A 21,316-nucleotide genomic window follows, 5' to 3' on the forward strand; every position below is an offset into this window, starting at 1 on the left:
TCACCCCCGGCCGATGGCGGGAACGTGCGGATCGTTCTGGTGGCGGAACCAGATCGTCGACAGCGCGGGCAGGGTGACCGTCGCGACGGCCGGCGCGTCGTCGGCGTCGCGGTGCGCCTCGATGAGGCCGAGGTTCCCGGCATCCGTGCCGCCGTACTCGGCGGCATCCGTGTTCAGGATCTCCGACCATGCGCCCTCGCGGGGCAGCTCCAGCCGATACCCCGTGCGCGTCACGCCCGCGAAATTCGAGACGACGACCAGACGTCCGCCGTGCGCGTCGCGCCGCTCGAAGGCGACGACACTGGGATCCCACGTGGGGGCGCCGAGCCTGCTGAAGCCGGAGCCGTCGTTGTCGCGCTCCCACAGCGGCGCCTGCCGACGGTAGATCGCATTCAACGCGCTGACGAAGCGCTGCAGCTGCGCGTGGGCGGGCTGATCCAGCAGCCACCAGTCCAGTTCGCGGTCGACCGACCATTCGCCGATCTGACCGAACTCCTGTCCCATGAACAGCAGCTTCTTGCCGGGGTGACCCCACATGTACCCGAGGTAGGCGCGCACATTGGCGAGTTTGTGGGCGTGATCTCCCGGCATCCGCGAGACGAGTGAACCCTTGCCGTGCACGACCTCGTCATGACTGATCGGCAGGACGTAGTTCTCACCGAACCCGTACACGAACGAGAACGTGATCTCGCCCTCGTGGTGCGAGCGATGCAGGGGGTCGCGCGTCATGTACTGCAGCGAGTCGTTCATCCACCCCATGTTCCACTTGAACCCGAAGCCGAGGCCCGCCGCCGAGGTCGGCGCCGTCACTCCGGGGAAGGCCGTGGACTCCTCCGCGATCATCACGATGCCCGGGTGCAGCCGATACGCGGTGGCGTTGACCTCCTGCAGGAAGCGGATGGCCTCCAGATTCTCCCGGCCGCCGTGGATGTTCGGCACCCACTCGCCGTCCTTGCGGGAGTAGTCCAGGTACAGCATGGACGCCACCGCGTCCACCCGCAGCCCGTCGGCGTGGAACTCGCTGAGCCAGTACAGGGCGTTCGCGACGAGGAAGTTGCGCACCTCGTTCCGGCCGTAGTCGAAGATCAGGGTGCCCCAGTCCTGGTGCTCACCGCGACGGGGATCGGGATGCTCGTACAGCGGACGGCCGTCGAAGCGGGCCAGGGCGAAGTCGTCCTTCGGGAAATGCCCGGGCACCCAGTCGAGGATCACACCGATGCCGGCCTGGTGGAGACGGTCGATGAGGTAGCGCAGGTCGTCGGGGGAACCGTACCTGCCGGTGGGCGCGTAGTACCCACTGACCTGGTATCCCCATGAGCCGCCGAACGGGTGCTCGGAGACCGGCATGAACTCGACATGCGTGAAGCCCGTCGCCGTCACGTGCTCGATGAGCGGGTCGGCGATGTCCCGGTAGCCGAGGTTTTCGCGCCAGGAGCCCAGATGCAGTTCGTAGACCGACATGGGCTGCGCGACGGCGTGCGTGGCTGCCCGTCGTGTCATCCATGCGCCGTCGCCCCACGTGTGGGCGCTCAGAGTGACGACGGATGCCGTCGCCGGCGGCGTCTCCGCCGCCTGCGCCATGGGGTCGGCCTTGAGGATCCAACGCCCGTCGGGGGTGAGGATCTCGTACTTGTACCGGCTGCCGACGGTGACGTCGGGGATGAACAGCTCCCACACCCCGGCAGCGCCCATCGAGCGCATGGCATGCCCTTCGCCGTTCCAGCCGTTCCAGTCGCCGCATACGCGCACGGCCTGCGCGTCGGGCGCCCACACCGCGAAGTCGACGCCGGTCTCACCGTCGAGCACCCGATGGTGCGCACCGAGGACCTGCCACAGCCGCTCGTGCCGCCCCTCGCCGATCAGATGCAGATCCAGCTCGCCGAGCGCGGGAAGGTGCCGGTACGGATCTCCGGCGATCGTCTCGTTCTGCCCGGCGTAGACGCAGGCGATGCGGTAGGCGGACGGAGGACCGGCGTGCCTGCCCTCCCAGATCCCCCGGGCGACGTGCTCGAGGGGGAGTCTGTCGCCGTCCAGGAACACCGCCGTGACCGACGCGGCCAATGGTCGTCGGGTCCGGATCACGGTGACGGTGCGCCCTGCGGCATCCGTCTCGGGGTGCGCGCCCAGCAGCATATGGGGATCGTGGTGCGCGCCGACGGCGGCCTTCTCCCACGCCTCGGATACGGAGACATCCTCGGTCCAGCTCATGATCGCTCCTTCACCTTCAGGATGTGCACCGGCTCGGCGAAGGCGTCGAGCCGCACGTAGTCGTGGTCGGTCCAGGTCCACGTGGCTCCTGTGAGCAGATCCTCCACCTCGAACCGGTCGCCCGGCGCAACGCCCCAGATGCGCGTGTCGAGATGCACGGTGGTCTCGCGGACCGAGTGCGGGTCGAGGTTGGCCACGACGATGAGGGTGTCGCTCGCGCCCGTCCCCGTGAACTCCGCATCCAGGTGCTTGGAGTACACGAGCACCGCATCGTCGTCGCTCCAGTGGAAGGAGATGTTGCGCAGCTGGCGCAGTGCGGGGTGTTCGCGGCGGATCTCGTTGAGACGGCGCAGCAGCGGCGCCAGCGACCGGCCGTTCCGCTCCGCGGCCTCCCAGTCCCGGAACTTGTACTCGTACTTCTCGTTGTCGATGTTCTCCTCGGACCCGGGTCTGGCGACGTTCTCGATGAGTTCGTAGCCGGCGTACACGCCCCACGTGGGCGCTGCGGTCGCCGCGATGCAGGCACGGATGCGGTAGGCGGCGCGTCCGCCGAACTGCAGGTATTCGGTGAGGATGTCGTGCGTGTTCACGAAGAGGTTGGGCCGCATGTAGTCACTCGTCTCCTGGGAGACGCTGGTGAGGAACTCCTCCAGTTCGGCCTTCGTGTTGCGCCACGTGAAGTACGAGTAGCTCTGCTGGAAGCCCGCCGCCGCCAGCGCGCGCATGACGGCGGGGCGGGTGAACGCCTCGGCGAGGAAGACGACCCCGGGGGAGGCCTTCTCGACCTCGGCGATGAGCCACTCCCAGAACTGCAGAGGCTTGGTGTGCGGGTTGTCGACCCGGAAGATCCGCACACCGAGCCCCACCCAGTGCATGACGACACGGAGCATCTCGGCGTAGATCCCGGCGGGGTCGTTGTCGAAGTTGAGCGGGTAGATGTCCTGGTACTTCTTCGGCGGGTTCTCCGCATAGGCGATGGTGCCGTCCGGCAGTGTCGTGAACCATTCGGGATGCTCGGCCACCCAGGGGTGATCGGGGGAGGCCTGCAGGGCCAGATCGAGCGCGACCTCCAGCCCGACCCTCTGCGCCGCGCGCAGCAGCGCCCGGAAGTCCTTCTCGGTGCCGAGATCGGGATGTATCGCATCATGGCCGCCGTCGGCGGAGCCGATGGCGTACGGCGACCCGGGATCGCCGGGCTCGGCGGTCAGGGCGTTGTTCCGCCCCTTCCTGTTGGTCTGACCGATCGGATGCACGGGGACGAGGTACAGCACGTCGAACCCCATGTCGGCGACGCCGGGCAGCCGCTTGGCCGCCGACCGGAGGGTGCCGCTGCGCACGGTGCCGTCCTCGCGGCGGACGGCGCCCTCGGAGCGCGGGAAGAACTCGTACCACGCGCCCACCCCGGCGCGCTGCCGCTCCACCGTCAGCGGCATCCAGTCGGTGACCGAACCGAGGGACGCGCGCGGCCGTGCTCGGAAGATCGCGGCGAGGTCGGAGTCGGTCGCGACGGCGGTCAGCGTGTCGGCATCCGCGTCGTGCAGTCGCTCGGCCGCGGCGCGCAGGCGGGTGCGTTCGGGCGATGGGCGGTCCTTCTGCGACGCGGCGGATCTCAGCAGGCGCTCGCCCGAAGCGCTCATGACCGCGATGTCGATGTCCGCCTCGGCTTTCACTTCCGCGGAATGCGCCCACGTCGCGAAGTCGTCGGCGAAGCCCTCGAAACGATATCGCCACGCTCCCACCCGATCCAGCGCGATCTGCGTCGTCCACCGGTCGGTGCCGTCCTCGAGAGGCGTGAGCCGGTGCAGGCTCTCGTCGCCGTGGGGATCGAGGAGTCTGACGTGCACGCCGATGCGATCGTGCCCCTCGCGGAAGGAGACCACACCGAACGGGACGACTTCTCCCGCGAACGCCTTGGGCGGGTATCCGTGTGGGGCGGTCGGTGTCGGCGAGAACAACGGAATGCGCCCCGCTCTCGTGCCACCGGGCGACGCTGTCTCGGCGGCGGGCCGCAGAGGAATCCTGGCGGGGCTTCTCAGCGCCGCGGGTTCTTGAGCGGTTCGTGCTGCCACACCTTGAATGTACCGCTCCATCGGGCTCCCACCACGCCCTCGTCGAGCGGGTCGCGACGTTGCGGCCCGACGTGCTGGAGAGTCCGGTGCGGAGCGCTCACTCCACCCGGAAGAGGTGCATGGAGGTGCCTGGGACGGGGATGACGTCGCCGGGGGCGAAGCGCTGCTGCTCCGACGCGGGAGTCTCCTGCGCGCTCGACCACAGCTGCACGAATCCCGTCGCCTGCTCCAGGGAATCCGGGAGCGTGACGTCGATGGGCGCCTCGGTGCCGTGCACGATCAGCAGGATGCGGTTGGCGGCGCCGTCCACGGGGATCGTCGCCGCGACGTACTGCAGGGTGCGGTTTCGGGGATCGGTCCACTGCTCGACCTCCATGGTCTCGCCGTTCTGATCGAACCAGTCCATGACGCTCGAGTCGGGGATGTGCTCGCCCAATCGCGCATAGCGGCCGGGCCGCAGCGCGGGATTCTCCGCGCGCAGTCGTGTGAGCAGCGCGACATGGGCGGTGAGATCCCGTTGCCACTGCTCATGCTCCCAGTTCAGCCAGCTCAGCGGCGAGTCCTGGCAGTACGCGTTGTTGTTGCCGCGCTGGGTGCGCCCGAACTCGTCGCCCGCGGTGATCATCGGGATCCCGGCGGACAGCAGCAGCGTCCCCATCAGGTTGCGCATGGCCTTGCGACGCTGGGCGAGGATCGCCGGTTCGTCTGTGGGGCCCTCCACGCCGTGGTTGAAGGAGCGGTTCATGTCGGCGCCGTCGCGGTTGCCCTCGCCGTTGGCCTCGTTGTGCTTGACGTCGTAGGAGACCAGGTCGTGCAGGGTGAAGCCGTCATGGGCCGTGATGAAATTGACGCTGGCCAGCGGTCCGCGTTGATCGCTGTAGGTGTTCGCGGACCCTGCGAGTCGGTTCGCGAACCCGCCGATGCCGACGGGGGCGGTGGCGCGACGGGCGTAGTCGATGTCGCTGAGCCAGAAGTTGCGGACGCGGTCGCGGTACCGATCGTTCCACTCGCTCCATCCGTCCGGGAAGTTGCCGGTCTGCCAGCCGCCCAGGCCCACGTCCCACGGCTCGGCGATGATCTTCGCGTCGCGCAGAGCCGGGTCGTCGCGGATGGCGCGCAGCAGCGGGTGCTCGCGGTCGTACTCGTGGTTCGCGTCACGGCCGAGGGCCGCGGCCAGATCGAATCGGAAGCCGTCGATCTGCATATCGGTGGACCAGTACCGCAGGGAGTCCAGCACGAGGCGTGCGGCGGCCTCGGTCGCCGTGTTGACGGTGTTGCCGACGCCCGTCGTGTCGATGTACGTCCCGTCAGGCTGCTGACGGTAGTACGAGGCGTTGTCGATGCCGCGCAGGCTGGAACGCGGCCCGCCGATGCCCTCCTCGCTGGTGTGGTTGTAGACCACGTCGAGGATGACCTCCAGCCCCGCCTCATGCAGCAGCCGCACCATGCCCTTGAACTCCGCGAGCACGGCCTCCGGGCCGTCCTTGCGGGCCGCGTCGCTGGCGTAGGCGGTGTGCGGAGTGAAGAAGTTGAGCGTGTTGTAGCCCCAGTAGTTCGTCAGTCCGCGTTCGAGCAGACGCGGTTCGGGGACGAACGCGTGCACGGGCAGCAGTTCCACGGCCGTCACGCCCAGGTTCTTCAGATAGTCGATCATCGCGGGGTGGGCGAGTCCCGCGTACGTGCCGTGCAGCGCAGGAGTGACGTCCGGATGCCGCTTCGTGAGCCCTTTGATGTGGCCCTCATAGATCACGGTGCGATCGAGCGGTGTGCGCGGCTTGGCGACGCCGCCCCAGTCGAACCCGTCCCGGATGACGACCGAACGCCACTGCTCGTAGCCGTCGCCCTGCGCGAGCCCGCGTCCGTACGGGTCCAGCAGGAGCGTCTCCGGGTTGAACACGTGTCCGGGGCCGTGCGGTCCGTCGACCCGCAGCGCATAGCGCGTGCCGGCCTGCAGCAGATCCGTCGTCACCTCCCAGACACCGCCGGGGTGCCGCTGCAACGGAACCTGCGCGGTCTCCCAGTCCAGGTCGTCGGCGTCGAAGACGACCAGTTCCACGGAGGAGGCGTTCTGCGACCACACACGCAGCGTCCCGGTGCCGTCGTGGAGACGGACACCGAGATCATCGAGTGCGGAGCCCCCGAGAGGAGAGCCGGACGGCGAAGGCATGGGAAACAGCATAAGCGCGCACGCGCGCGGTGATGGACTCCGGTCCCGGGCGGAACGGCTCTCGGTCCCGCGGATGCCGGAGGGACGAACGGGCGGGAGAATGGGGGGATGCGGTTCTACCTCGATCATGCGGCGACGTCCCCCCTGCGTCCGGAGGCGCGTGATGCGTGGCTCACCGCGGGACAGGTGCTGGGCAACGCGTCGTCCACGCACGGTGCGGGCCAGGACGCCCGCCGGGTCCTGGAGGAATCGCGCGAGCGGGCGGCGGCGGTGCTCGGGTGCGATCCCATCGAGGTCGTGTTCACCTCCGGCGGCACGGAGTCCATCAACACCGCGCTGAACGGGCTGTGGCGCTCCCGGGTTCACGGCACGGATGCCGTCGTGCTTCCGGATGCCGAGCATCACGCGACCATGGACACGGTCGCCGCCCTGACGGTCGAGGGTGCCGTGGTGCGCGCGGTGCGCGTCGACGCGCACGCACGCATCGACGCACAGGCATTCCGTGCGGCGCTGGAAGGGGCCGCGCTGGCGACCGCTCTCGTCGCGAACAACGAGTCGGGCACGATCAACGATGCGCCGGAACTGGCGAGGGCCGCGGCGGAGCGCACGGTGCCCCTGCACCTGGACGCCGTCGCCGCATGGCCGCATGTGCGGCTCTCCTTCCGGGAATTGCGCGGCGATGCGCCGGCGGGAGCCGGACTGGTGGCCATGAGCATCGCCGGCCACAAGCTCGGCGCGCCCGTGGGAACGGGGGCGCTGGTCGTGGCGCGCTCGGCCCGCTTGACCCCGCTGCTGCACGGCGGTTCCCAGCAGCGCGGGCTGCGGGCAGGCACACAGGACGTGGCGGGCGCGGCGGCCCTCGCGGCGGCGCTGGAGGTCTCCGCCGCAGAGCTCGTCGCCGAAAGCGCCCGGCTGTGCGCGCTGCGGGATCGGCTGATCGACGGCATCCGACACGCCGTGCCTCGGGCCGTGCTGCTCGGCGATCCCGTCGACCGTCTGCCGGGGAACGCGCATGTGCTGTTCCCCGGCGCGGTGGGGGAGAGCCTGCTGTTCCTGCTGGATCAGGCAGGGATCGCGGCCTCGACGGGCTCCGCGTGCCAGGCCGGGGTCGCCGAGCCCTCCCACGTGGTCGTGGCCATGGGACGCGGCGAGCAGGACGCGCGGAGTGCACTGCGGTTCACGCTCGGACGCACGTCGACCGACGCGGACGTCGATGCGGTGCTCGATGTGATCGCCGAGGTCTATGCGAGAGCATCCGGTGCCGGTGCGGCCTCCCGCTCGTAGACTGGGACCCATGCGTGTACTGGCGGCGATGAGCGGTGGGGTCGATTCGGCTGTGGCGGCGGCCCGGGCGGTCGATGCCGGCCACGACGTCGTCGGGGTGCATCTCGCGCTCTCCCGGGCGGGTGGCACGCTGCGCACCGGGAGTCGCGGATGCTGCACGGTGGAGGACGCGCTGGACGCGCGTCGGGTGGCCGATCTGCTCGGCATCCCGTTCTACGTGTGGGACTTCTCGGAGCGCTTCCGCGATGAGGTGATCGAGGATTTCGTCTCCGAGTACAAGGCGGGCCGCACACCGAATCCGTGTCTGCGCTGCAACGAGAAGATCAAGTTCGCCGCACTGCTGGAGCGTGCGATCGAGCTGGGCTTCGACGCCGTGTGCACCGGCCATTACGCGACGCTGGTCGACGGCGTCGCGGGACGGGAACTGCACCGCGCGTCCGACAGCGCCAAGGACCAGTCGTACGTGCTGGGGGTGCTCAACGCGGAACAGCTCGCCCACACCTACTTCCCGCTCGGGGCGACGCCCTCGAAGGCGCAGGTGCGAGCGGAGGCCGCCGAGCGGGGGATCACCGTCGCACAGAAGCCCGACAGTCACGACATCTGCTTCATCCCCGATGGCGACACCCGCGGATGGCTGGCGGAGAAGGTCGGCACCGCGACGGGAGACGTCGTCGACCGCACCGGCGCCGTCGTCGGCACGCACGAGGGCGCACATGCGTTCACGGTCGGGCAGCGCCGAGGGCTCCACCTCGGTGTTCCCGCAGCGGACGGGAAGCCGCGGTTCGTGCTGGAGGTGCGCCCCGTCACCAACACCGTCGTGGTCGGGCCGAAGGAGGCGCTGGCGATCGCCGAGATCTCCGGACAGCGGTTCTCCTGGGCCGGCAGGCCACCGGAGGCGTCCGAGTTCACCTGCGAGGTGCAGATCCGAGCGCATGCGGACCCGGTCCCGGCGCGGGCGTTCGTGACGGACGACGGTGTACGGGTGGTCCCCGACGCGCCTCTCGACGGCGTCGCGCCGGGCCAGAGCGCCGTGCTGTACATCGGCACCCGGGTGCTGGGCCAGTTCACGATCGACACGACCGTGTCGGCCGTGCCGGTGTCCGCGGCCTGAACGGACTGCGAGTGTCGGCGGGCGCTCGTAGACTTGCGGGGTGCCGGAGAACATCTCACTGGAGGACGCTCGCGCCGAGGCCGAGGAGTTGACCTCGTGGATCCTCGACGCGAAGGACGCCTATTACGGGCGGGACACCTCGCTCGTGGACGACGCGACGTACGACGGCTGGATGCGGCGACTGCAGGAGCTCGAGCGCCTGCACCCTCTGCTGCAGGGCCAGGACTCGCCGACGCAGCTGGTGGGGGCTGCGGAATCGACCGGGCTCGACACGATCGAGCATGCCGAGCGGATGCTGAGCCTGGACAACGTCTTCTCACTCGACGAACTGCGCGAGTGGGAGGCCAAGGCGCGGGCGTCGGTCGGGCGGGAGGTCGCCTGGCTCACGGAGCTGAAGATCGACGGGCTCGCGATCAACCTGCGCTACGAGAACGGCATCCTCACCTCCGCGGCGACGCGAGGCGACGGACGTGTCGGAGAGATCGTCACCGAGAACGCGCTGCGCCTGGCGGCCATCCCCGAGCGGCTCTCCGGCTCCGGGCACCCGCCGCTCATGGAGGTGCGTGGGGAGGTGTTCATCCCCGTCGCCGCGTTCGAACGGCTCAACGCGGCTCAGGCCTCGTTCCGCGACCGGGCGTACGCCGAGTCACGGGCGAAGTGGGAGGCTCGAGGCGGTGCGGGCAAGAAGCCCTTCGATGAGGAGCGGGCGCGCACCGCGGCGGCGCGCCGGTTCCCGTCGTTCGCCAACCCCCGCAATGCCGCCAGCGGCGGCCTGCGGCAGCAGCTCGACAAGAAGAGCGGTCTCGAGCTGGAGGCGGGGCGGCTGCGCACCGAATCGCTGTCCCTGTACGTGCACGGCATCGGCGCCTGGCCTGATCCTCCGGTGGCCGCGCAGAGCGAGATCTACGACCTGCTGGCCTCCTGGGGCCTTCCGACCAGCCCGCATGCGAAGGTGTGCCACTCGGTCGACGAGGTCGCCGAGTACGTGGCGTACTTCGGGGAGCACCGGCACGACATCGAGCACGAGCTGGACGGCATCGTCGTCAAGGTGGACGCCCTCGCGCTGCACGCCGAGCTGGGCGAGACCAGCCGTGCGCCGCGCTGGGCGATCGCGTACAAGTACCCGCCGGAGGAAGTGCAGACGAAGCTGCTCGACATCGTCGTCTCGGTCGGGCGCACCGGCCGCGCGACCCCGTTCGCGGTCATGGAGCCCGCCCATGTGGCGGGATCGGTGGTGCGGCAGGCGACGCTGCACAACAAGGACGTCGTCAAGGCGAAGGGCGTGCTGATCGGCGACACGGTCGTGCTGCGCAAGGCGGGCGACGTCATCCCCGAGGTGCTCGGACCCGTGATCGAAAGACGTGACGGCACCGAGCGGGAGTTCGTCATGCCGGAACGCTGCCCGGAGTGCGATACGCCGCTGCGCGCCATGAAGGAGGGCGACGTCGACCTGCGCTGCCCGAACGCGCGTTCGTGCCCAGCGCAGGTGCGCGGGCGCGTCGAGCACATCGGCTCGCGCGGCGCGCTCGACGTGGAGGCGTTGGGGGAGGTGACGGCGGCGGCGCTGACCCAGGCCGAGCCGCCCGCGACCGCACCGCTTCCCACGGAGGCAGGGCTCTTCACTCTCGTGCTGGAGGACCTCGTGCCCATCTCCGTCGTCGTCCGCGACGCGGAGACCGGCGAGCCGAAGGTCGATGAACAGACCGGCGAACTCGTCCGTCGTGCGCCGTTCCAGAAGCTCGGTCCGGCGAAATACCCGCCGGGGACGGAGGTCCTCTCGCCGGCGGAACGGCGCAGACGCGGGATCCGCAAGGACCATCACGACGTGCTGCCTTCGGAGGCCGCGATCAAGCTGCTCGCCGAGCTGGAGAAGGCGAAGACCAAGGAGCTGTGGCGGCTGCTGGTGTCGTTGAACATCCGCCATGTGGGGCCCGTCGCGGCCCGCTCGCTCGCGCAGTGGTTCGGGTCGTTGGACGCCATCCGCTCGGCCACACGAGAGGAGCTCGCCGCCGTGGAAGGGGTCGGCGGGATCATCGCCGATTCGCTGCTGCGGTGGTTCGAGGTCGACTGGCATCAGGAGATCATCGATCAGTGGACGGCAGCGGGAGTGCGGTGGGCGACGCCCGGGCATCCCGGCCCGGGCGCGTCGGCCGCGGAAGGCGGCGTGCTCGAGGGAGTGACCGTGGTCGCCACGGGCACCCTCGACGGCTACACGCGCGAAGGAGCGCAGGAGGCGATCATCCGCGCAGGCGGCAAGGCGGCCTCGTCCGTCTCGAAGAAGACCGACTTCGTCGCGGCCGGTCCCGGCGCGGGCTCGAAGCTCGCGAAGGCGGAGGACCTCGGCATCCGCATCCTCGATTCCGCGCAGTTCCACCTGCTGGTCACGCAGGGTCCGGACGCCCTGGAGGCCGACGGTCATGAGTGAGGTCGCCGTCGACGATCTCTCCACGGCGGCGTCCGAGCGGCCGCGGGGCTACGGACGGATGCTCCTCGGCGAGCTGCGGGAGCGGGCCATCGCCGCAGGCCGGCACCGCCGGGAGCTCGACTCCGGCGTGCAGCGCTTCGACGCCCACCGGTCCTACCTGCGCGAGCGGATGGACATCGACGCGCACCACTTCCGACTCGCTCTCCGAGCCGGGGGCCCGCTCGGGCCGGGGATCGCTCCGCTGCGCGGCCGGGTACGGCAGGGGAATCAGCTCTTGTGGCGGGGCTTGCGAGGAGGACGGTCGTCCCAGCGCGCATCGCGGTCGTCACGGCCTTGTTGCCGGTCGTCACGGCCGCGTCGGTCGTTCTGACGGCCGCGTGTGCTGCCGTGCCGGTCACCATGATCGCCGTCCCGACGGTACCGGTCACCGCGGTACCCCTCGTACCGGCCTCCGTCCCGCGGCGCACGCCGGTTCGGCACGCCGCGGTCGGGCTTGATCTCGATGAGCCTGCCGGAGATGCGCGTGTCGCGCAGTCTCTCCAGCACGGCCGGGTCGAGGTTGACGGGCAGCTCGACGATGGAGAAGTCGGGTCTGATGGCGATGGCGCCGAAGTCGTCCCGGCCCAGGCCGCCCTCGTTCGCGAGCGCACCCACGATCTGGCGCGGTTCGACACGATGCCGTCGTCCCACCTCGATGCGATACGCCGCGTAGTCGCCCCTGCTGCGGCGCTCGCGCGGCGCACGGTCGTCGCGGTCGGAGCGGGAGCGCGGCGGACGGTTGTCCCGCTGCACGGCCCTGGCCAGCGGATCGTGCTCGGGGTCCAGTAGCAGCGGGGTCTCTCCCTGGGCCACGACGGCGAGTGCGGCGGCTACGTCGCTCTCGGGCACGTCATGGTGGCGCACGTAGTGGTCGATGATGTCGCGGAACGCGGCGATGCGCGCGCGCTCCTGAAGAGCCGTCGTGATGGCGTCGTCGAAGCGCGCCAGGCGCGTGGTGTTGACGTCCTCCGTGGTGGGCAGCTGCATCTGCGTGGGCGCCTGCCGTGTCGCCCTCTCGATATGGCGCAGCAGGTAGCGCTCTCGCGGGGTGATGAAGCTGATGGCATCCCCGGTGCGCCCGGCGCGCCCCGTGCGCCCGATGCGGTGCACGTACGACTCCGTGTCGGTGGGGATGTCGAAGTTCACGACGTGGCTGATGCGCTCCACATCCAGGCCACGGGCGGCGACGTCGGTGGCGACGAGGATGTCGAGCTTGCCGTCCTTGAGATGGTTCACGCTGCGCTCGCGCTGCGCCTGAGGCACGTCGCCGTTGATGGCGGCCGCGGAGTATCCACGGGCGCGGAGCTTCTCCGCGAGCGTCTCGGTCTCGTTCTTCGTGCGGACGAAGACGATCATGCCGTCGAAGTTCTCCACCTCGAGGATGCGTGTCAGCGCATCCACCTTCTGCGCATAGGAGACCACGAGGTAGCGTTGCGTGATGTTCTGGTTGGTGGTGGTCCTCGCGGTGATCGAGACCTCTTCGGGCGCGTTCAGGTACTTCTGCGCCAGTCTGCGGATGGCGGCGGGCATCGTGGCGGAGAACAGTGCGACCTGCTTGTCCTCCGGCGTCTGCGCGAGGATCTGCTCGACGTCCTCCGCGAAGCCCATCTTGAGCATCTCGTCGGCCTCGTCCAGCACGAGGTGCTTCAGCTCCGACAGGTCGAGCGTGCCCTTGGCCTGGTGGTCCATGATGCGCCCGGGCGTGCCGACGACGACATGCACGCCACGGCGCAGCGCCGAGAGCTGCACGCCGTAGCCCTGACCGCCGTAGACCGGCAGGACGCGCACGCCCTTCATCTTCGAGGAGTACGACTCGAACGCCTCGCAGACCTGCAGTGCCAGCTCGCGGGTCGGTGCCAGCACGAGCGCCTGCGGCGTCTTCTGCGACAGATCGAGGTGTTCGAGCACGGGCAGCGCGAACGCCGCCGTCTTGCCGGTGCCGGTCTGCGCGGTGCCGAGCACATCCCGCCCTTCCAACAGCAGCGGGATGGTCGCGGCCTGAATGGGCGAGGGGCTCTCGTAGCCGAGTTCACGGATGGCCTTCAGGACCGGGCCGGTGATGCCGATGTCCTCGAAGCCCGGCTCCGACGCCTCCTCCGCCGTGGACGCGGCGGTCTCGGGAGCGGATGCGGTGGTGGGCTCGCCGGAGGCGATATCGTCAGCAGTCACCAGCCCACGATAGTGCCTGCGCCTGAACGGGCGCAGTGCGCCCGGTCCTCCGGCGAGTCCGCAGGCCGCCGAGACGTGGGCGTCATTCCCCGGAGGTGAGGGCCAGCAGCCGCTCCCTGACCTGACGACGCAGCACCTTCCCGATCAGGGACGTCGGCAGCTCGTCGACGACGAACACCCTGCGTGGCACCTTGTAGGGCGTGAGGACGCCGCGGGCGAACTCCCGGACGGCCTCCACGTCGACATCCCTGCCGCCGTCGACGACGATGGCCGCCACGACCTCCTCGCCCGAGTGATCGCTGGGCAGACCCACGACGGCGGCATCCACGACATCCGGATGCCGGCGGAGCGCGACCTCGACCTCGGTGGGAGCCACGTTGAAGCCGCCCGTGATGATGAGCTCCTTGATGCGGTCCACGATGCGCACGAACCCGGCCTCGTCGATCGTGACGATGTCGCCGGTGCGGAACCAGCCGTCGACGAACACGGCCTCGGTCTCCTCAGGTTTGCCGTAGTAGCCGGAGAACACCTGCGGTCCGCGCACGAGAAGCTCGCCCGGCGTGCCCGGCACGACGTCGGTCGTGGGATCATCGGGGTCCACGACCCGGCACTCCGTGCCGGGCAGGGGCAGACCGACGGTGCCGGCGACCCGGTTGTCGGCGACGGGATTGGCCATCAGCACGGGTGAGCACTCGCTGAGCCCGTAGCCTTCGACGAGGTACCCGCCGGAGGCCTCCTCGAACGGCACGACCAGTTCGTGCGGGAGTGCCATCGCCCCGGATATCGCCACGGAGGTTCCCTGCAGCGAGACGCCCTTCTCGCGGGCCGCGATCAGCAGGCGCTCGGCGATCGGCGGCACGAGCGGCAGCAGGGTCGCCGGATGCTTCCGCGTGACCTCCAGCACCATGTCCGGGTCGAACTTCGGGAACAGCACGAGCCGCGCACCCATGGACATCGCGAAAGTGAGGCACAGCGTCAGCCCGTAGGCGTGGAACATCGGCAGCACCGCATAGACGACGCAGCCGTCGCCGCGCGTGATCGAGGGCACCCAGGCCCGCGCCTGCGCGGCGTTGGCGAGGAGGTTGCGGTGTGTCAGCGACGCGCCCTTAGGCGTACCGGTGGTGCCTGACGTGTACTGGATGATCGCCAGGTCATCGGTGCCCGGCCGCGGGTGGGAGGCGGGGAGCGGATCGGACGCCGCCACGCGGGACCAGGCGATGGCCCCGCGCACCCGGGTGGTGAGGGCGTCACGCGAAGCTCGGGCCTTCGCGACGGGCAGCCGCAGCGCCAGCCGTGTGAGCCACGGCATCGCCTGCGTCACATCCACGGAGATGATGGTGGACACGGCGAGGTCGTCGGGGAACTCCTGCACGGTCTCGACGACCTTGCTCCAGACGACCGCGTGCGTGGCGCCGTGGTCCTCGAACTGCTTGCGCAGCTCGCGGGGCGTGTACAGCGGGTTGTGCTCGACGACCACAGCGCCCAGGCGCAGCACGGCGTAGAACGCCACGATGTGCTGCGGGCAGTTCGGCAGCACGATGGCCACGGGGTCGCCCGCCCGCACACCGAGATCCCGTAGTCCCGCGGCGGCGCGCTCGATGGCGTCCTGCAGTTCGCGATACGTCGTCTCCGCCCCGAAGAACTGCAGGGCGGCGGCATCCGGATAATCGCGCGCTGACGCCTCGACGATGTCGACGAGAGAGCCGGAGACCGGTTCGAGGTCTTCGGGGACGCCGACGGCGTAGCTGGCGGTCCAGGGGCGAGGGGGCTTGAACGTCGTCACGCGGCAAGCCTAATCCTCGGCGTTCCCGCCGATGCCGGGGGATGCTCGGGTGGGAAGCGGTCGGCGGCGTCGATCACGATGGCGCCGGACTTCCCGATGTGCGCCCGGTCTGCGCCGACGAGCATCAGTACCTGCCCGTCGATCGCCGGCAGGTCTGGCGGGCGGGGAGTTCGACGACCGCACCGGGCGGGGATGACGGCGCCGCTCTCGTAGAATGGAGGGGTGTCTGAAATCACCCCCGATCTCGTGCGCCATCTCGGCGTGCTCGCGCGCATCCGACTCTCCGACGAAGAGGTGACGCAGCTGACGGGTCAGCTCGACGTCATCGTGGACAACATCGCCAAGGTGTCGGAGGTGGCCACGCCCGATGTGCCGGCCACCAGCCACCCGATCGCGCTGAGCAACGTCTTCCGCCCCGATGAGATCGGTCGGACGCTCACGCACGAGCAGGTGCTGCAGAACGCACCGGATGCCGCTGACGGGCGCTTCCGGGTGACGGCGATCCTGGGGGAGGAGCAGTGAGTGAGATCATCCGGCTCCAGGCGTCCGAGCTCGCCGAGAAGCTGCGTGCGGGTGAGGTCTCCAGTGTGGACGCCACGCGCGCGCACCTGAACCGCATCGCCGCCGTGGACGGCGACGTGCACGCCTTCCTGCATGTCAACGAGCACGCGCTGGCGGCGGCGGCCGAGATCGACGCGAAGCGCGCGTCCGGCGAGGAGCTCGGCCCTCTGGCCGGGGTGCCGTTGGCCGTCAAGGACGTGCTCGTCACGACCGATCAGCCCTCCACGAGCGGGTCGAGGATCCTCGAGGGGTACATGTCCCCCTACGACGCGACGGTCGTGGCGCGCTCGAGGGCGGCGGGACTCGTCCTGCTCGGCAAGACCAACATGGACGAGTTCGCGATGGGCTCCTCCACGGAGCACTCCGCGTACGGTCCGACGCGGAACCCGTGGGATCTGGAGCGGATCCCCGGCGGATCCGGTGGTGGATCGGCGGCGGCCGTGGCCGCGTTCGAGGCGCCCCTCGCCCTCGGTTCGGACACCGGCGGCTCGATCCGCCAGCCCGCGCACGTCACGGGCACGGTGGGCATCAAGCCGACATACGGCGGTGTGAGCCGGTACGGCTCCATCGCGCTGGCATCCAGCCTCGACCAGGTCGGCCCGGTCAGTCGGACGGTGCTGGACGCGGGCCTGCTGCACGACGTCATCGGCGGGCATGACCCCAAGGACTCCACGTCGCTGCCCGAGCAGTGGCCGTCGTTCGCCGAGGCCGCCCGTGAGGGCGCGACCGGGCAGGTGCTCAAGGGTCTGAAGGTGGGAGTCGTCAAGGAGCTCCCCGATTCCGGGTTCCAGGCCGGTGTCGCCGCGTCCTTCCGCGAGGCGCTCGCGCTCATGGAGAAGCAGGGGGCTGAGATCGTCGAGATCTCCGCGCCGCATTTCGAGTACGGTGTGGCCGCGTACTACCTGATCCTGCCCGCCGAGGCGTCCAGCAACCTCGCCAAGTTCGACTCCGTGCGCTTCGGCCTGCGCGTCAATCCGGATGGTGGCGGGACCGTCGAGGACGTGATGTCCCTCACCCGTGAGGTCGGTTTCGGACCGGAGGTGAAGCGCCGCATCATCCTCGGCACGTATGCGCTGTCCGCGGGGTACTACGACGCCTACTACGGGAGTGCGCAGAAGGTCCGCACCCTCATCCAGCGCGACTTCGATGCGGCGTTCGCGCAGGTCGACGTCATCGCCACGCCGTCTGCGCCCACCACGGCGTTCAGGATCGGCGAGAAGGTCGACGACCCGCTGCAGATGTATCTCAACGACCTGACCACGATCCCGGCGAACCTCGCCGGTGTGCCGGGGATCTCGATCCCGTCCGGGCTCGCCGCCGAGGACGGGCTGCCCGTCGGCATCCAGTTCCTCGCTCCCGCACGGCAGGACGCCAGACTGTACCGCGTCGGCGCGGCCGTGGAGGCGGCTCTGGTCGACTCCTGGGGCTCGCCGCTGCTGGATCGGGCGCCCGCGCTCCGCGAAGCGCAGAACACCGAGGGAGGGGCACGCTGATGGCCGCGGCCAAGCTGATGGACTACGACAAGGCGCTCGAGCTGTTCGAGCCGGTGCTCGGGTTCGAGGTGCATGTCGAGCTCAACACGCGCACCAAGATGTTCTCGGATGCCCCGAACCCGGCCAACGAGGAGTTCCATTCGGCCGCGCCGAACACGCTCATCGCGCCCGTCGACCTGGGTCTGCCCGGTTCACTCCCCGTCGTCAACGCCACGGCCGTGCGGTCCGCGATCAGCCTCGGCCTGGCCCTGGGCTGCTCGATCGCCGAGTCGTGCCGCTTCGCCCGGAAGAACTATTTCTATCCGGATCTCGGCAAGAACTACCAGATCTCCCAGTACGACGAGCCCATCGCCTTCGAGGGGGCCGTCGAGATCGAACTCGAGGACGGCACGCTCGTGCAGATCCCCATCGAGCGCGCGCACATGGAGGAGGATGCCGGCAAGCTCACCCACATGGGCTCGACCGGTCGCATCCAGGGCGCGGAGTACTCCCTGGTGGACTACAACCGGGCGGGCGTCCCGCTCGTCGAGATCGTCACCAAGCCGATCATCGGGGCCGAGCACCGGGCTCCCGAGTACGCCAAGGCCTATATCGCGGCGATCCGAGACATCGCCCGCTCGCTGGGGATCTCCGAGGCGAGACTGGAGCGAGGGAATCTTCGCTGCGACGCGAACGTGTCCCTGCGCCCCCGCGGGCAGGAGAAGCTGGGCACGCGCACCGAGACGAAGAACGTCAACTCGATGCGCTCCGTGGAGCGCGCCGTGCGATACGAGATCCAGCGCCAGGCGCAGATCCTCGCCGACGGCGGAAGCGTCGTGCAGGAGACCAGGCATTGGCATGAGGACACCGGGGTCACCTCGCCCGGTCGCCCGAAGTCGGATGCCGATGACTACCGGTACTTCCCCGAGCCCGATCTGCTGCCGGTGCAGCCCTCCCGCGAGCTGGTGGAGGAGCTGCGTGCGGCTCTGCCCGAGCAGCCCGTCGCCCGGCGCCGCCGGCTGAAGTCCGAGTGGGGCTTCACCGACCTCGAGTACCAGGACGTCCGCAACGGCGGACTCGTCGAGGTCGTCGAGGCGACGGTGGCGGCGGGCGCATCACCGGCGGCGGCCCGCAAGTGGTGGACCGGCGAGATCACCCGTGTCGCCAACGCCGCCGAGCGGGAGGCGACCGAGCTCATCACCCCCGAGAACGTCGCGGCGCTGCAGCGGCTGGTGGATGCGGGTACCCTGACGGACAAGCTGGCACGACAGGTGCTCGACGGCGTCATCGCCGGGGAAGGGACTCCCCAGGAGGTCGTGGACGCCAGGGGTCTTGCCGTGGTCTCCGACGACGGTGCGCTCATCGCCGCGATCGACGAGGCTCTGACGGCCCAGCCGGATGTGCTCGCGAAGATCAAGGACGGCAAGGTGCAGGCGGCGGGCGCCATCATCGGCGCGGTCATGAAGGCCATGCGGGGTCAGGCCGATGCCGCGCGTGTGCGGGAGCTGATCCTGGAGCGGGCCGCGCAGTGATGGAGGCCGGGCTGCTGCTCACGTCGTCGTCGCCGTGGACAGCAGCCCGGCGCTGAGCAGCCGGGCGACCGACTGCAGGCTCGTGGCGTCGACCGGGCGATCGCCTGTTCCGGCGTGCGGTGGTGGGTCCAGGGGCCGGGCCGTGATGATGGCGGCCCATGCGGCCGCCGCGGCATGCAGTGCCCGGCCTTCCACGACGGCCGGCACGCTCGCACGAAGTGCGCTCGTGATCGCATCATGCAGGGAATGCCGGTACCGGGAGAGCACCGCGCGCACCTCGGGTCGGATGCGGGCCTCGTGCCAGATCACGTCCCGCAGCACGCCCGACGCGTCTCGATCGCTGCGCACACGGTCGGCGAGGTTGAGAAGCGTCCGTACGGGATCGCCGGCGACCACGAGCGGGCCCGGCTCCCATGCCGCTGCCGTCAGACGTTCATCCAGCAGCGTGGTGAGGATGTCGGGCTTGGTGGGGAAGTAGTAGAACAGCAGGCCCTTCGGAACGCCCGCCGCGCGAGCCAGATGGGCGGTGGAGGTGCCGTCGAAGCCGTGGCGCGCGAACAGCCGCTCCGCGGCGTCCAGGATCCTGTTACGGGCGTGCGCCGTGTCGTGGACAGGGGCCATGAGTCTTGCTCCTCGCAGGTCGGTCGCCGCTGTGCTGTGCGGCCGGCGAGGATGCGGGGCGGCGGTCCGCCACCCCGCATCCGTCCGCTGCGCGGGTCACGCGTGCGCGGCGCGCGAACCTCCCGGAGCGGCGTGGCGCGCGCGCTCCGCCGGGGCGAGCGCCCACAGCCCTGCGATCGCACCGACGGCTCCGCAGATCCACGCGGTCCACGCGGGACCGGCGCTTCCGGCGAAGGAGCCGAACCACGGGGAGAGGAAAAGCAGGGCGCCGAGGGCGGCGAGGACCCATTCGATCCACACCACACCCGGCGCTGCCAGACTCCACACCCCGGCGGCGATCATCAGAACTCCCAGCACGATCATCAGGGACATCGACGCGCCCGTGCGCGGCGCTGTCCAGATGCTCGCGAGGGCGGCGTACAGCCCGGCGGCGACGGCCACCCAGTCCTGCCAGCGTGTCCACCTCTTCATTGAACTCATCCTCCTTGCAGAAAGAATGGCTCCCGAATCGGGGGTCGAGGCCCACTATACGCCTCGATTTGACCAATCGGTCAAGATCCTCACACCGTTGTCGGCGACCTCCGCGACAATGGACGGATGGGACGTGGAGACGGATCGGGGCGCATCGTCTCGCCGGAGGGCGCCGACGACGCCGGCACCGGCATTCTTCATGTCGACATGGATGCCTTCTACGCGTCGGTCGCCGTCATGGACGACCCGTCGCTGAGGGGGCTGCCGCTGATCATCGGCGCCCCTGATGGCAGGTCGGTCGTCTCCAGCGCGTCCTACGAGGCGCGCCGCTACGGCGTGCGCAGCGCCATGCCGGTCTCGCAGGCCGTGCGGTTGTGCCCTCAGGCGCGCATCGTCCCACCCGACTTCACGCGGTACCGTGCCGTGTCCGCGCAGGTCATGGCGGTGTTCGAGAGCGTGACGCCTCTGGTGGAGCAGCTGTCCATCGACGAGGCGTTCCTCGATGTGCGCGGTGTGCGTCGACTGTGGGGCAGCCCCGGAGAGGTCGCCGTGCTGCTGCGACGGCGTGTGCGGGATGAGATCGGCATCTCCTGCAGCGTGGGGGTGGCGGCGACCAAGCACGTCGCGAAGATGGCCTCGACCGCGTCCAAGCCCGACGGGATGCTGATCGTCCCGGCCGCCCGCACGCAGGAGTTCCTCGACCCGCGCCCGGTCGGCGCCATGTGGGGCGTCGGGCCCAAGGCCGTCGACGCGCTCGCCCGCCGGGGCATCCGGCTCATCAGAGACGTCAGGATGTCTCCGCCGGAGTCCCTCGTGCGCGCCGTGGGGCCCGCACTGGCGCAGCGGATGCAGCAGTTGGCGCGCGGCGAGGACCCGCGATCCGTCGAGACCGAGCGCATCGAGAAGAGCATCGGCCACGAGGAGACCTTCGAGGTCGACATCGACGACCTCGTGGTCCTCCGCTCCGAGCTGCTGAGGCTCGGCGACCGTGTCGGGGCGCGACTGCGCGCCACGGGACGGCAAGCGGGCGCGGTGGCCATCAAGATCCGCTTCGCGGACTTCGCCACCATCACCCGCACCGCCTCCCTGCCGGAGCCGACGGAGGTCGGACAGCGCATCGGCGAGACTGCTGTCAGCCTGTTCGACGGGATCGACCGCCGGGACCCCGTGCGACTCGTCGGCGTGCGTGCCGAGAAGCTGCGGGACAGTGCGGGCGGCGGTGCGACGCTGTGGGACGACGACGAGGGTCTGCGCAGGCTGGAGGGCACGCTGGACGAGGCCAGGGCACGGTTCGGGGCCGGCACGATCACCCGCGCACGGCACGTCGGCCGCAGCGGCGGCCTTGCCGGAGCGGATCAGCCACGCCCCTTCGGGCGGGAGTGAACCCGGCGGCCTGTGCGACAC

15 protein-coding genes are annotated in these 21,316 nt (G+C 69.9%); 7 read left to right on the plus strand and 8 right to left on the minus strand.

The window, feature by feature from the left end; genetic code table 11:
- From glgB to glgX, 3 genes are all read right to left on the minus strand, one after another.
- Positions 1-2,208 (minus strand): 1,4-alpha-glucan branching protein GlgB, encoded by a 2,208-nt coding sequence (gene glgB / locus ABD770_RS12350; RefSeq protein WP_344819976.1) that lies wholly within the window; start codon positions 2,206-2,208, stop codon positions 1-3.
- Entirely contained in the window at positions 2,205-4,298 is a 2,094-nt protein-coding gene (locus tag ABD770_RS12355; RefSeq protein ID WP_344819977.1) for an alpha-1,4-glucan--maltose-1-phosphate maltosyltransferase, read from the minus strand. Before ABD770_RS12355 ends, glgB begins: the two co-directional genes overlap by 4 nt.
- A gap of 76 nt (positions 4,299-4,374) precedes the next feature.
- Positions 4,375-6,444, minus strand: coding sequence for a glycogen debranching protein GlgX (gene glgX / locus ABD770_RS12360; protein ID WP_344819978.1), 2,070 nt, complete (start codon positions 6,442-6,444; stop codon positions 4,375-4,377).
- A gap of 108 nt (positions 6,445-6,552) precedes the next feature.
- Between glgX and ABD770_RS12365 the strand changes: the two genes are divergently transcribed.
- From ABD770_RS12365 to ligA, 3 genes are read left to right on the plus strand one after another with little or no spacing between them, the layout of a single operon-like run.
- Positions 6,553-7,728 (plus strand): cysteine desulfurase family protein, encoded by a 1,176-nt coding sequence (locus tag ABD770_RS12365; RefSeq protein WP_344819979.1) that lies wholly within the window; start codon positions 6,553-6,555, stop codon positions 7,726-7,728.
- 10 nt (positions 7,729-7,738) lie between these two features.
- Positions 7,739-8,839, plus strand: a complete 1,101-nt coding sequence (gene mnmA / locus ABD770_RS12370) for a tRNA 2-thiouridine(34) synthase MnmA (protein ID WP_344819980.1) — start codon at positions 7,739-7,741, stop codon at positions 8,837-8,839.
- Between the two features lie 40 nt (positions 8,840-8,879).
- Complete coding sequence (ligA, locus tag ABD770_RS12375; RefSeq protein ID WP_344819981.1) at positions 8,880-11,264, plus strand: NAD-dependent DNA ligase LigA; 2,385 nt, start codon at positions 8,880-8,882, stop codon at positions 11,262-11,264.
- A 267-nt stretch (positions 11,265-11,531) separates the two neighbouring features.
- Here ligA and ABD770_RS12380 read toward each other — a convergent pair whose 3' ends face one another.
- The 3 genes from ABD770_RS12380 to ABD770_RS12390 all read right to left on the minus strand — a co-directional run bounded on the left by ABD770_RS12380 (position 11,532) and on the right by ABD770_RS12390 (position 15,380).
- A complete protein-coding gene (locus tag ABD770_RS12380) occupies positions 11,532-13,472 on the minus strand; it encodes a DEAD/DEAH box helicase (protein WP_425562767.1) in 1,941 nt (646 codons plus the stop codon).
- A gap of 82 nt (positions 13,473-13,554) precedes the next feature.
- Positions 13,555-15,255 carry a long-chain-fatty-acid--CoA ligase gene (locus ABD770_RS12385; RefSeq protein ID WP_344819982.1) on the minus strand — a complete coding sequence of 567 codons (1,701 nt, stop codon included), beginning with the start codon at positions 15,253-15,255 and terminating at the stop codon, positions 13,555-13,557.
- On the minus strand, positions 15,252-15,380 hold the full coding sequence (locus ABD770_RS12390) for a hypothetical protein (RefSeq protein WP_344819983.1): 129 nt from the start codon (positions 15,378-15,380) through the stop codon (positions 15,252-15,254). Before ABD770_RS12390 ends, ABD770_RS12385 begins: the two co-directional genes overlap by 4 nt.
- A gap of 97 nt (positions 15,381-15,477) precedes the next feature.
- Here ABD770_RS12390 and gatC point away from each other — a divergent pair, with 97 nt between their 5' ends.
- From gatC to gatB, 3 genes are read left to right on the plus strand one after another with little or no spacing between them, the layout of a single operon-like run.
- Complete coding sequence (gene gatC, locus ABD770_RS12395; protein ID WP_344819984.1) at positions 15,478-15,777, plus strand: Asp-tRNA(Asn)/Glu-tRNA(Gln) amidotransferase subunit GatC; 300 nt, start codon at positions 15,478-15,480, stop codon at positions 15,775-15,777.
- Positions 15,774-17,309, plus strand: coding sequence for an Asp-tRNA(Asn)/Glu-tRNA(Gln) amidotransferase subunit GatA (gene gatA / locus ABD770_RS12400; RefSeq protein ID WP_344819985.1), 1,536 nt, complete (start codon positions 15,774-15,776; stop codon positions 17,307-17,309). Before gatC ends, gatA begins: the two co-directional genes overlap by 4 nt.
- Entirely contained in the window at positions 17,309-18,820 is a 1,512-nt protein-coding gene (gene gatB / locus ABD770_RS12405; protein WP_344819986.1) for an Asp-tRNA(Asn)/Glu-tRNA(Gln) amidotransferase subunit GatB, read from the plus strand. Before gatA ends, gatB begins: the two co-directional genes overlap by 1 nt.
- An 18-nt stretch (positions 18,821-18,838) precedes the next feature.
- Here gatB and ABD770_RS12410 read toward each other — a convergent pair whose 3' ends face one another.
- Positions 18,839-19,441, minus strand: a complete 603-nt coding sequence (locus ABD770_RS12410) for a TetR/AcrR family transcriptional regulator (RefSeq protein WP_344819987.1) — start codon at positions 19,439-19,441, stop codon at positions 18,839-18,841.
- Between the two features lie 96 nt (positions 19,442-19,537).
- The gene (locus ABD770_RS12415) at positions 19,538-19,912 is read right to left on the minus strand and encodes an SPW repeat domain-containing protein (RefSeq protein WP_344819988.1); all 375 of its coding nucleotides are present in this window, start codon (positions 19,910-19,912) and stop codon (positions 19,538-19,540) included.
- Positions 19,913-20,038: 126 nt separating this feature from the next.
- On the opposite strand from ABD770_RS12415, the gene dinB reads away from it, so the two are divergent.
- A complete protein-coding gene (gene dinB / locus ABD770_RS12420; protein ID WP_344819989.1) occupies positions 20,039-21,295 on the plus strand; it encodes a DNA polymerase IV in 1,257 nt (418 codons plus the stop codon).
- Positions 21,296-21,316: the final 21 nt, after the last annotated feature.

Origin of the sequence: Microbacterium soli, from assembly GCF_039539005.1 — a bacterium.
Classification (GTDB): domain Bacteria; phylum Actinomycetota; class Actinomycetes; order Actinomycetales; family Microbacteriaceae; genus Microbacterium; species Microbacterium soli.

Bases quoted from the DNA above. Each gene is read 5' to 3' on its own strand.
- ABD770_RS12390 (WP_344819983.1), bottom strand. From the start codon at position 15,380: ATGCTCGTCGGCGCAGACCGGGCGCACATCGGGAAGTCCGGCGCCATC.
- glgB (WP_344819976.1), bottom strand. From the start codon at position 2,208: ATGAGCTGGACCGAGGATGTCTCCGTATCCGAGGCGTGGGAGAAGGCC.
- ABD770_RS12355 (WP_344819977.1), bottom strand. From the start codon at position 4,298: ATGGAGCGGTACATTCAAGGTGTGGCAGCACGAACCGCTCAAGAACCC.
- gatB (WP_344819986.1), top strand. From the start codon at position 17,309: ATGGCCGCGGCCAAGCTGATGGACTACGACAAGGCGCTCGAGCTGTTC.
- ABD770_RS12410 (WP_344819987.1), bottom strand. From the start codon at position 19,441: ATGGCCCCTGTCCACGACACGGCGCACGCCCGTAACAGGATCCTGGAC.
- ABD770_RS12415 (WP_344819988.1), bottom strand. From the start codon at position 19,912: ATGAAGAGGTGGACACGCTGGCAGGACTGGGTGGCCGTCGCCGCCGGG.
- ABD770_RS12365 (WP_344819979.1), top strand. From the start codon at position 6,553: ATGCGGTTCTACCTCGATCATGCGGCGACGTCCCCCCTGCGTCCGGAG.
- dinB (WP_344819989.1), top strand. From the start codon at position 20,039: ATGGGACGTGGAGACGGATCGGGGCGCATCGTCTCGCCGGAGGGCGCC.
- glgX (WP_344819978.1), bottom strand. From the start codon at position 6,444: ATGCCTTCGCCGTCCGGCTCTCCTCTCGGGGGCTCCGCACTCGATGAT.
- mnmA (WP_344819980.1), top strand. From the start codon at position 7,739: ATGCGTGTACTGGCGGCGATGAGCGGTGGGGTCGATTCGGCTGTGGCG.